Origin of the sequence: Bacteroides sp. HPS0048, assembly GCF_964240755.1 — a bacterium.
GTDB classification, from domain to species: Bacteria; Bacteroidota; Bacteroidia; order Bacteroidales; family Bacteroidaceae; genus Bacteroides; species Bacteroides nordii.
Map to the genome: position 1 here is coordinate 13270 of NZ_CAXSVC010000022.1, position 12452 is coordinate 25721.

Sequence of the window (12452 nt, forward strand, 5' to 3'; positions counted from 1 at the left end):
TTAGAATTTCACATCAACACTAAAAGAAATAGTACGTGAAGGAGTGTAAACATACGTAGTACCGCCAGTCATACTATATTGAGGATCCATGCCTTTTAAATGTGTAAATACATATAAATTATCAGCAGTTACTGCAAATCGCAAATTCTGAAAACCTATTCTTTTAACAACTTTTACAGGAAGTGAATATCCCAATGTAATATTCTTAATGGAGAAATAAGAAGCATCAATCAACATATCATCTGTCGAAGCATAATTTTTACCGATTTGATAACGCGGTATATCTGTTACATCTCCCGGTTTCTTCCATGCTCTTTCCAAGTTGATATGTTTAGCTTGTCCTGCATAATAAAAGCTCATAAGATTTTGATAAACACCATCAATCATCTCTCCACCAATAGAGTAATTGGTTGCAATTGACAGGTCAAAACCTTTATATTGCAATTGCGTACTAATAGATCCAAATAAATCCGGAATTCTACTACCGGCAACAACGCGAGAAGCTTGAGCATAAGTTTCATTTGTCGTGATATAAGGTTCAACTGTATTGCCTTTACCATCAACCGTAGCCCAATAAAGTTGATCACCCGTCATCGGATCAACACCTGCTGAACGAGAAACATAATAAGAATAGATAGGCTCACCTTCACGAATAATCTGACTACCGCTAAGTATGTCTTTTCCGTCATCCGTCAATTTCAACACTTTGTTTTTTAATGTGGAAGCCATAACCGTCAAATCCCACTGAAAGTCATTGGTTTTTATTAAACGCCCTGTTATATTTGCTTCAAAACCACTATTTCTCATGCTACCCGAATTTCTGTAATATCCCTCAAAACCGGATGACATCGGAAGAGGATAGTAAAGTAACATGTCTGTAGTTTTACGTGTATACCATTCGAGTCCCACTTGCAATCTTTGATCCCAAAAAGCAGCTTCCACACCAATGTTAAAATTATGATTGTTTTCCCAAGAAACTTCTTTATTGGCCACAGAACTTACAATTGCCCCCGACTCACTACCATTAGAATAGCTTAGGTCATAAAGAGACTGCCATGCATAAAAATTACTATAGCCATCGGCATCCAGAAGTCCATCATTACCTTGCACACCATAACTCGCTTTTACAGAAAGATTATTCAACCAAGTGAAATCTTTCATGAACTCTTCCTCTGAGATACGATAATTAGCACCAACTGACCAAAAATCTCCCCAACGATTATCTTTATAGAAACGTGAAGAGCCATCACGGCGATAACTGCCAGATAGATAATATTTATCCGCATAATTATAGTTTATACGTCCAAAATATGACTCAATACGATACTGTTTACTTGCCCCACTTGTGCTGTAAACTGTTGAAGCAGCATCCAATTCATAAAGCCCTCCAAAAGGGAAACCGGTTTTTGTTCCACTTAAAGTATTACTCTCATATGCATACCATTCATGAGCAACTAAAATATCAAAATTATGCTTATCAAAACCTCTGTTGTATGTTAATATCTGATTGAAGGTATATCCTAACGAATTAGAGTTCTGCTTAATAGCGCGCCCTTTGGAAGTAGCCGCATTTCCAAAAAACGGATTATAATAAACCAAAGCATTTGCATTGTAGTAATCAAGACCAAAATTAAATGATAATTTGAGACCTTGAGCCCATCCATCCTTTAAATCACCAAAATCTAAATGAGTACGTGCTGACAAATTATCTGCAACTGTACTGTATTTATCATCATATAATGTAGCGACAGAGTTAAAGTTCTGCTGCTGTCCGGTAGGACGGTTATCACCATAGTCAAACTGTTTATTTCCGTCGGCATCCAAAATAAATGCTCCACCGTTATTCTTATCTCTCAGATACACGGGAAAAATAGGTCCCATAAGAGAAGCTGAGTACCATACATTACTGGAAGAACTTGTAGCGGTTGCTGCGGTATTAGATATGTTACGTGCAAAATTTGCCCCCAAACCTGCACTTAACCATTCGACAGGTTTAGTTTCAATATTAGTTCTCCCTGAATAACGTTGAAAGTTTGTTGTTTTTAATATCCCATCTTCATTTACATATCCCAGTGAGAACATATATTGTGTTTTTTCCGTACCTCCGTTCAAATTGAAAGTATATTCATGACGCAATGCATTATTACGAGTTACCTCATCCATCCAATCGTCTTCCCACATTAAGGTAGCATCATTACGTATTTTACCTGTATTAATATCAATCAAATCAGAAATAGCATAGTTAAAAGGATTATATTGTTCTTTTTCTCCAAATATTTTAGTTGCGCCAGAAGCCATTTCTTGCAAAGCAGCCATTCCCGCTTGTCCAGATGGAGTTCCGTCTGCTATTTGTTGATTGTAAAAAGCCGAATATAAAGCTTCAACATATTGTTTGGAATCCATTGTTTCATATCTGGGAAGCGACCGACTCGATAAGCCGACAGAAGCTTTGAAATTAACTTCCGTCTTACCTTTTACACCTTTTTTGGTCGTTATCATAATAACTCCATTCGCTCCACGTGAACCATATAATGCAGCAGCAGAAGCATCCTTCAAAATAGTAATATTTTCGATATCATCAGGACTAATAGCCGCAATAGAACCGTCATACGGTATACCATCCACTACATAAAGAGGGGTTTTACTAGCATTGATAGATCCCATACCACGAATATAAATAGAAGATGAAGAACCCGGCTGTCCACTACCCGTTGTTGCTTGAACACCTGGTGCTAATCCGTCAATTGCTTTTGTCACATTGGACATCTGACGTTTTTTTAATTCACCCGATTTTACTGTTGCGGCAGAACCGGTAAATGATGTTTTTTTTGCAGTACCGTAAGCTACTACCATCACTTCATCAATTGCCTGTGCGTCAGATTTTAATATTACTTTTACAGTTGGTTTAATAACCACCTCTTGCGTTTGCATTCCGATGTAAGAAATCTGCAAAGTCTTTGCAGAACTAAATATTTTATAATCATCTTATTATAAGATGATTATAAAATATACTTAGGACTTGGCTTTATTAAATCAAACACATGTATATATCGTTGATAATCAGAAATATATAAGTTTTAAATATCACCTTTTATCATCTATTTGAAATACTAATTTATTATCAAATTATGAATTTAATAATTTGATATACAAGTACAAATATTCAATACACAATATTGTCTGAGATACTATTATAGTACTTTACAGTTATAAAATTCACTTAAGGTTAATTTTTATTGTACTCATAACATGTTTATTTGCAGTAAATTATAAAAGCATTATAATAATGTAGGTTTCTTAATTCATGTAAGGATATATCGATTCAGTGAAGACATTTCCGCTCACTTATTGATTAACATTGTTAATCAATATTTTAAAGCATATTGCATAAAGTAGCAAACTATGCATTGTTTTATCATATAACAATGCATAGTTTTGTGTAGAAAAGTACGTATTTAAAGCATTATTAAATACGTACTTTTGATATGAATATAATACATTGTTTTCAGAGTGCTGATAACTATGTGTACAACCCATTTTTATATATTGGACACTGCATCTTACTCTATTTTATTAAGTTCAAAACAGTAAGATAAACGTTATTTTGATAAGCTTCTCATATTGAAAAGAAACAGGCATATAAAAAGTTGAAATATTTTTTGCACAAAGCCCTATACATACAGCATAGTTTCTTTATAAGGAAGTTTTTGATTCTCGGGAAGTGAGATTTAGTTTTTCGTAGAGAGTCGTGGTGTTTCTCATAAAGTGACTGCACTGTGTTGCCAACGTTTAACTATTGAAACAGTAATATTTATCTTAGCACAAATATCTGTTGACTGTTTCGTAACCAATGAACGCCTTTTATCTAAATAACTGTTTACTTAAAACGTCATCTTATACCCCATACATTCTCATAATGGAGAACGTTTTGTACTCTTAGCTTTCTCCAGATCCCTCACAATCGTCATATCCATAACATTTGTATAGACTTGGGTAGTCTTAACACTTTTGTGGCCTAATAATTTCTGGACAGTTGTAATATTTACTCCATTGTATATTAATAAAGTAGCATTCGTATGTCTGGCTGTATGAAAAGATACTTTTTTGTTTATCCCTGCCAGCCTTGATATAATAAGTAATTCCTTATTCACATTTGAATTATCTCTGAGTTTAAAAAAATCAGAAAGATTATCCTGATATTTATTCAGAATCTGAAGTCCTTTGCCTTTAAATAACAGATATAAGGGAAGTCGTACTTCTATACGAGTTTTGATTGTCTTATATATAAGCCAGGTATCTTTTTGTATTTTCACAATGTTTTCAGCAGTCAAATTTACAAAATCGGAATATCTCATTCCAGCATAACAGCAAAACAGAAAAGCGTCTTTTGTTTTTTCCAATCGCTCATATTTATCTCCCAAGTTTAATTTTTCAATCTTGTAAAGTTCATCTGGCGATAAATGAGTATGTTTATTTTCCACACTCTTTATTTTATATTTTCTGAAAGCGTATTTTTGTACCTCCATATATTCTTTATTTATAGCTACATTAATGTGCCTCTTCAGATGCTTCATGTGCTTAGCTATTGTATTTACATGGTATCCCTTGCTTTGTAAATACTGATCAAAAGAAGATATAAATTCGAAAGTTAATTCTGTGAATGAGATGTCCTTTTTATACTTTCTCAATAGTTCAAGCGTCGAAAGATGATTCTGTTTAGTACTTTCTTTCAATCGGGAGTTTAGAATTTCTTTACGAAAAAAAGCAAGAAAAGATTCTTCTTCTCCTGGTGAGGTTACTAATGCATCTTTTAGGGCATCCAATGATATTGATTTGTTTTGTTGCCACATGCCTAACTCTTTTTTTTCTATTTCGGCCATGTATTCATAAATCATTCGGTTAAGTGCTTCTGCATTCGGATGATTCCGAACCCTTCTCCTTTTAGCGTCCCACTGATCCGGTTTTAAATAAACCTTAGTTGAGAAGTATTTTTTCTTTCTATTCAGATAAGCTTCTATCTGAACTAATGCCATTCCCCTCTTATTTAGGTTTTTCTTTCTGTTAAACACTAAATTGTAGATAATTTTCTCCATAAATTTGATTTTGTATTAATACTATAAACAAATAAGACGTATATATGTGCAATATAAGAACTGAATAAGTTTTAATATCTGCTAAAAGCCAGCAAAGCCAGTTAGATAATTATCTATGGTCGTTTAAAAAAAATGCGGAATTTTTGTTTATAAAGCTTTCTCTTCGATCAAAAAGGATTCTTTTTAGCTAAATTTAGTGGTAAATAACAGAAAATATACAGTTAGAACGTACTTTTTGTCAGTGCAACATGTTAGTTATAGGTGTGCTATTTAGGTTTTTTAAGCCGTGATTATATGCTGTTAAGCATTATTTTGCGTGCTTTGATAACAATTTGTTATTAACACATGGTTTTTTTACAAAAACAATTGCTTGTTTCATATTTATTAATATATTTGCATTTTGTTAGAGTAAAGAAACAATTAATGTAAAGTTAAACTTTAAGAGAGAATTTATGAAAAGAAAATTAATGCTGTTATTGACCTGTCTTTTTGTAGGTATAGGTCTAGTAACTGCCCAAACTCAGAAAGTTACAGGTGTTGTAATTTCTGAAGAAGATGGGCAACCAGTTGTTGGAGCCTCTGTATTAGTAAAAGGTACCAATTTAGGTACCATCACTGATGTAGATGGTAATTTTACTTTGTCGAGCGTACCAAGTTCTGCAAAGACTTTGCAAATTTCTTATATCGGAATGCAGACGCAAGAGGTGGCTATTAAACCGAATCTGAGAGTTGTACTTAAGTCTGATTCGCAGATGATTGACGAAGTAATGGTGGTTGCTTATGGTACCACAAAAAAATCATCATTCACTGGAGCAGCTTCTACTGTAAGCGGAGATAAAGTATTAAAAGATATTCCTGTAACTTCATTCGAGGAAGCATTAGCAGGATCAACTCCGGGACTTACGGTGAACTCAACAAGTGGTCAGCCGGGAGCTGGTTTACAAATTAGAGTTCGTGGTACGGGTTCAATGAATGCTTCTAATGATCCGTTGTATGTAATAGATGGAGTTCCTGTTGTTTCTGGTGATATTGCTGTGTCAGCTGTAAGTGGTGACTCTAAAGCATTTAATGTAATGGCTTCTATCAATCCGAGTGATATTGAAAATATTACTGTGTTAAAGGATGCTGCAGCAGCTTCTCTGTATGGTTCACGTGCGGCTAATGGAGTTATTTTGATTACTACCAAGCATGGTAAAGTGGGTAAAACAAGAATTAATTTCAAAGCGAATTGGGGGTTCTCTGATTGGGCAATGAAAAACAGAAAGAATGTGAATGGTCAGCAACGTCATGAGTTAACATACGAAGCATGTTATAATGAGGCTACTTTGTACGGTATACCCGATGAAAATGGAAACTATAACGGTCCGGCTTCGGATGAAGAGGCAAGAGCTTATGCTCAGGAATATGCTGACTTTTATGCAGATTCTAATTATAACGTAGATTGGGAAGATGCTTTTTTCCGTAAACATGGTTCCTCACAAAATTATGAATTCTCGGCACAAGGTGGAGACGAACGTAATTCATTCTTTGCTTCTTTGGCATACAAAAAAGAAGATGGAAAATCCAAAACTTCATCCATAGATGGATTTATCGGACGTGTAAATGCAACTCACAAATCGGCTGATAACAAATTGCAGATGGGAGCTAACATTTCTTTGTCTAAACAGAATTCTTCGGTAACAAGCGAAGGTACTGCTTATGCTAATCCTTTCTTCTTGCAGAGCTTCATTTGTACCCCTAATATGCCTATATATGATGAAAACGGGAATTATTATCTGCATCCGGTTTTACAACAAGTCTTTCCGCATACACACCCTGTAGAAGATATTAATCTGGATAAAAATCAGTCGAAAGTATTCAGAAGCTTTAATAGTTTATGGGCATCTTATGAAATTATTGATGGACTAATTCTTAAAGAAACTGTAAGTTATGACTATGTTAATAATACATCCATCACTTATTGGCCGGTAAATTCTAATAATGGACAGCTGCTAAATGGACTTGGAGCAACTTATCCGTATCAGTATCATAATGTATATTCTTCAACTACATTGAATTACGCTAAAACATTCAAAGAGAAACACAATCTTGATGCACTTGTGGGTTGGGATGTAGATGATCGCAAAAAGGAAGCGGTTAGAGCAGCTTCTACCGGTTATCCTCATGATAAATTGCCTGAGTCTGTTAATGCTTCTACTCCGGCAGAAGGTATGGCTTATTATACAGAAGACCATTTATTGTCTTTATTATCACGTGTTAACTACGATTATGATAATAAGTATTACGTTTCGGCAAACTATCGTCGTGATGGAAGTTCCCGGTTGGGTGCCAACAATCGTTGGGCTAACTTCTGGTCTGTATCTGCAGCATGGAGATTAACACAGGAGAACTTTATGAAAGATCTGCATCAGATTAATGACTTGAAAGTACGTGCTTCCTATGGTATTAATGGAACATTACCCAATTCTCTGTATGAACATCTGAGTTTGTATGGTTATGGTTATAACTACCAGGATATTGCCGGTTCTGCTCCTGTATCTGTTCCCAATCCGGATTTGTCATGGGAAAAGAATAAAAACTTTAATATTGGTTTTGATGGTCGTTTTTTTGATCGGGTGAGTGTGAGTTTTGACTATTACTCACGTAAGACAACCGATTTGCTACAAGATGTACCTACTTCTATGGTCGTTGGATTTAAAACGATGTTGAAAAATGTGGGTGAAATGACCAATAAAGGTGTTGAGGTGGACATCAACGTAGATATCTTCAAAGATACATCTGTGAAATGGACTTCCGGGCTTGCTCTATCACACAACAGTAATAAAATCTCCAAGTTGTATGAAGGTAAAGATATTATTGATGGTACGAGTATATTGCGCGAAGGCGAATCTTATTATTCTTGGTGGAGTCGTGAATGGGCAGGTGTAGATCCGCAAACAGGTGAAGAATTGTGGGTGCTGAATACGAAAAATGCTGATGGTAGTTTGAACAAAGAATTGACTACGGATCCCGCTAAAGCTCAGCGTGTTATTATAGGCAAACCCGATCCGAAACTTACCGGTGGATGGAGAAATAGTTTCTCTTGGAATGGACTTGAATTGAATATGCTCTTTAATTTCTCACTCGGAGGAAAGGTATTTGATACGATGAGAACAAGTATTACTGATACAGATGGTTATGGAATTTTCTATAATTCTTCTATTGATCAGTTAGACAGATGGCAAAAGCCCGGTGATAAAACGGATGTTCCAAGACGTATCAACAACTATCAGTACGGTAATTACGGAAGTTCACGTTTTATGAAAGATCTTAATTATCTTCGTTTGAAGAGCTTGAGTCTCTCCTACACACTTCCTTCAAGATGGACCCGCAAAGCACAAATGGAAAATGTACGTTTGTTCGTGTCGGGAAGCAACTTGCTGACATGGACTTCTTATAAGAATGTCGATCCGGAACAACCGATCAATGGTATTCCGACATTTGCATTTCCTACTTTGAGAAGTGTGACATTCGGTATTGAAATTGGATTATAATTATTAATACAAAAAACGAAAATGATGAAAAAATTGAATATACAATCAATCTTTACGACGGTCATTGTAGCGACTTCCGTATGCCTCACTTCCTGTGATGGATACCTTACTACATTACCTTCTGATTCTTTGGTTAGTGATGGAGCCATTACTACTGCAGAGGATACAAAAACAGCTTTGAATGGAGCCTATGCAGGATTGATAAGCGTATCTGATAAAGATAACACCAGCTATTATTATTATGGAGTTGATTTTATAGCACGTGCAGAAGTCGGGGGAGATGATACGCAGACGAACAAAACAAGTGATCGTACAGAACAATACTATCGATACACGTATCGTCAGAATAATGCTCCCGATGATCTTTGGTTTCCTCCTTATGCAGTAATCAATCGTGTTAATGTATTATTGGAAGCAATAGATAAAGGAGAGGTTCCAATGTCTGATGTGGTTAAGAATTCAAAAGGCGAAGCCTTAGCTATCCGTGCATTGGCCCATTTCAACTTATTGATAACTTACGGAGCTCCTTATCTGAAAGATAATGGTGCTTCTTTGGGAGTTCCGGTTGTGAAGGAGGTATTAACTGCTGCAGAACTTCCTGCTCGTCAGACTGTAGCTCAAGGGTATGCAGCTGTATTAGAGGACTTAACAGATGCATTGAGCTTTATTGATGAGAACAAAAATTACGGTCACTTTAATAGATGGGCTGTAAAAGCATTGTTGGCTCGTGTCAATCTTTATAAAGGTGATTATGACGCTGCTTATGGCTATGCGAAAGACGTAGTGGAGAATGGACCTTATGAACTGATTAAAAATTCAGATTATGTAGATTCGTGGAAACTGGAAGAAACGAGTGAGTCTATTTTTGATTTGGCTTTATCCAGTACGACCTATGCAGGAGGCCGTGAACTTTGGGGAGCTGTGGTTGCTCCTTCTGAGTACGGAGCTGTTGTGGCGACTAAGGATTTTCTTGATTTGTTAAATGAGGATCCCAATGATGTGCGTTTAGGTTTATTGATTACGGATAAAAATGGTACAAAGCGTACTATTAATAAATATCCGGGACGTGCAGGTTCAGTAGCTGTTAATAATGTACGTGTCATTCGTTTATCTGATATCTATTTGATTGGTGCTGAAGCTGCATTGAAGAAAGCTGCTCCGGATCAGACATTGGCGGACGATTACTTATATAAGATTCAGAATCGTGCTAATTCTGCAACTGTAAAAACTACAGCGACATTGGATTTGATAATGAAAGAGCGTCGTAAAGAGTTGGTGTTGGAAGGACACCGTTTATATGATGTACTTCGCCAAGGTATAGAAATCACTCGTAAAGGTGGAAATCATTTCCTGAATGCAACTGACCTGGTGACAGTTAACTGGAATGATTATCGTACTATTATGCCGATACCACAAGCTGAAATAGATGCTAACACAAATATTCAGCAAAATCCGGAATATAATTAAGCTGGAATTTTAGCCATACATAATAGGGTGGCTATAATTATAAATAAAGTGTTTTGGGAGGTCGTTCTTGTGAAAGAATGACCTCTATTTTTCCTTATCTAATATAAAAGTATATAGGATTGATATTCTGCTTAAATAAATAAATCCGGAAAAACCATACGTGCCGCTTAACAAAAACGATGCGTTTCAAAAAGTACAAAAACGACGCGTACAAAAAAAACGGTGAGCGCGGTCCTGTTCTGCATGACCAAAGCCCACCGTTTTTCTTTCACTTGAACCTTCCTTGAACAACTTTAAAATACCATTCAAAAGCCATTGCCGATTCAAAATAAATCACTATCTTTATGCAGTGTTAGGCTGCGATTGTCTGCTCTTCATCCGGTACCGTGTACAGCATCATGTCTGTATATTTGGCTTGATAGTTTACGTTTGCACTAAATTCCACTTTCCTGCATTCCTTGAACGGGTTGCCAAGAAACGGGTTCCGACCCATCCAGTCACACAGTTCCAGGATGGAAGACTTGTTTGAGGTGAAGTACACGAATGCATGTCTTTTCAACACGTTCAATACGTTCAAATAGTCAGCCAGGCGCCAATACATTTTGTAGGTTCCTACTTCAGTGGAAAGGTACGGCGGATCAACCAGGAACACCACACCCGGGACATCCTTGTAACGTTTGAACACTTCCTTGTAGTCTTCGCAGGTGACGGTAATTCCTTCCAGGTAATCTTCCGCTTCGGGATAATCAGTCCTCCGAATCCTATTGTAGATGGTCTCTTTCTTCATTTCTTTCAAACAAGTCACGTACTTCATGGCGAACAACAAAGATGCGGAAATCGTGATATAATCCACGTAGCCGTGCTCCTTCTCTTCCCTCTCAATACGGGCAAACATTTTATTGCGAACCTCCCCGGTTATACGTTTGTTTCTGGGTTTCCCTTCAGCTATCCGGTGCAAATCGGATAACAGCACATTGGTGACCGGGATATTCGCAAGCCGCTGGCGGTAGTTGTCGAAGTCGTTATACACAACGACGGCATCAGGCCTGACACATTTGGTAATATGTGACAGCAGGCCCGATCCGCCAAACAGGTCCACAAACACGGTGCTGTCCGGGAACTGTCCCAGCACCTTGATAAACTCCTTCGCAAACATGCGTTTCTGCCCCACGAAAGGAAGCGGGGCGGACAAATACATCTTTCTCATTTCATTCTGCTTTAAAACGGCCGCAAAGGTCCCCAGAATAAACGAAAAACAGCGGGAAACATGAACTGTTCCCGCTGCAAGGCATATACAGCAAATCACACGTTCAGCCCGAAGCGGACCGTCTCGTCACCGGCGATCAACGCACGTGTACCCGGGATATTATTCTCGTAGATATGTACATTGCCCAGGTAGAGGGTGATCGACTTCAGGGGAAGTTCTATCTGCCGGGCCATCAGGTACAGGTGGTAAATGTCGGAAGGCAGTCCGAGGTTCGCATCGCTGCTGCGCTGGTAGGCGGACAGAACCAGTTCACCACCGTCCAGCTGGAACTGCACCAGACTCAGGCAGGGCGCCTGGTTGCTTTCCGCACCGGTCTCACCCAGGAAAAGCACGTAGTTCTTGCTGTTGCGTTTCTCCCGGTTGATTTTCGCTATCAACGGAGGAAGCTTCTCAAAATATGTGGGGTAACTGTTCACCAGGATAGAACCGCAATAATCCCACCAGTTGATGCCGGCCTCCCGGTACTTCTCTACATTACGTTCCCCCTGCATGAACAGTTGGAGCTCGCTGCGGAGTTTCTTGCGGGCGATATTATGCCCCTCGAATATGTCAAGCAGGTCTGCCGGAGTCAGCGACAGTTGCTCGTTCAGAAGGTATTGTATGTTTCCCTTCTTGTTGGTCTGTGTTTTTCCCGCGACAAGAATCTTGTCCAGGATACGGTAATACTTGTTCATAGCCATTTCCTCCTTCTAAAATTGAAACACCCTAAAGATAAGGGGAAACGGCACTCCCTACGGCATAAAACACCCCGTTCACACTGCAAGCGTCTTGCAGTCACTCTGGAAACGTTTTACCAGGGCATAAACCTTGCGCTCGCTCACCGAATATTTCTCGGACAGTACGGCCACAGCATACGAGACCTTCTCACCTTGGTCCAGCAGACGGGTATAGTCCGCGTACAGGTCGATATACCGGGCATCCTCCAGACGGATGCCGGCCGCCTGGAGCCTTTTCAACAGCTCCCGGTTAAAGTTTAGTATCTCAATCACTTTCATACAACAAAAAAATTATATCTTTGCATCGCCAATCATTTTTTAGACAACAAAAAAAACACCCAAGTGGCGTGACAGAGGGTATTTGCCCCCGGTCGCG

At 38.0% G+C, this 12452-nt stretch carries 7 protein-coding genes; 2 read left to right on the forward strand and 5 right to left on the reverse strand.

Features of this window, described 5'->3' with window-relative positions; translation table 11 throughout:
* Positions 1-2952: a SusC/RagA family TonB-linked outer membrane protein gene (locus tag ACESQI_RS16385; protein WP_373126577.1), complete on the reverse strand. Its 2952-nt coding sequence runs from the start codon at positions 2950-2952 to the stop codon at positions 1-3.
* Between the two features lie 959 nt (positions 2953-3911).
* Positions 3912-5093 (reverse strand): site-specific integrase, encoded by a 1182-nt coding sequence (locus ACESQI_RS16390; RefSeq protein WP_025868343.1) that lies wholly within the window; start codon positions 5091-5093, stop codon positions 3912-3914.
* Between the two features lie 452 nt (positions 5094-5545).
* On the opposite strand from ACESQI_RS16390, the gene ACESQI_RS16395 reads away from it, so the two are divergent.
* Both ACESQI_RS16395 and ACESQI_RS16400 read left to right on the forward strand, forming a co-directional pair.
* Positions 5546-8626 carry a TonB-dependent receptor gene (locus ACESQI_RS16395; protein ID WP_278510910.1) on the forward strand — a complete coding sequence of 1027 codons (3081 nt, stop codon included), beginning with the start codon at positions 5546-5548 and terminating at the stop codon, positions 8624-8626.
* Positions 8627-8647: 21 nt separating this feature from the next.
* Positions 8648-10093 carry a RagB/SusD family nutrient uptake outer membrane protein gene (locus tag ACESQI_RS16400; RefSeq protein ID WP_007483987.1) on the forward strand — a complete coding sequence of 482 codons (1446 nt, stop codon included), beginning with the start codon at positions 8648-8650 and terminating at the stop codon, positions 10091-10093.
* A gap of 352 nt (positions 10094-10445) precedes the next feature.
* Here ACESQI_RS16400 and ACESQI_RS16405 read toward each other — a convergent pair whose 3' ends face one another.
* The 3 genes from ACESQI_RS16405 to ACESQI_RS16415 form a co-directional block, all read right to left on the reverse strand.
* Positions 10446-11300, reverse strand: a complete 855-nt coding sequence (locus ACESQI_RS16405; protein WP_151873240.1) for a DNA adenine methylase — start codon at positions 11298-11300, stop codon at positions 10446-10448.
* A 95-nt stretch (positions 11301-11395) separates the two neighbouring features.
* Positions 11396-12040 carry a thymidylate synthase gene (locus tag ACESQI_RS16410; protein WP_008762195.1) on the reverse strand — a complete coding sequence of 215 codons (645 nt, stop codon included), beginning with the start codon at positions 12038-12040 and terminating at the stop codon, positions 11396-11398.
* A gap of 72 nt (positions 12041-12112) precedes the next feature.
* Positions 12113-12355: a hypothetical protein gene (locus tag ACESQI_RS16415; RefSeq protein WP_004326021.1), complete on the reverse strand. Its 243-nt coding sequence runs from the start codon at positions 12353-12355 to the stop codon at positions 12113-12115.
* Between the last annotated feature and the right edge of the window lie 97 nt (positions 12356-12452).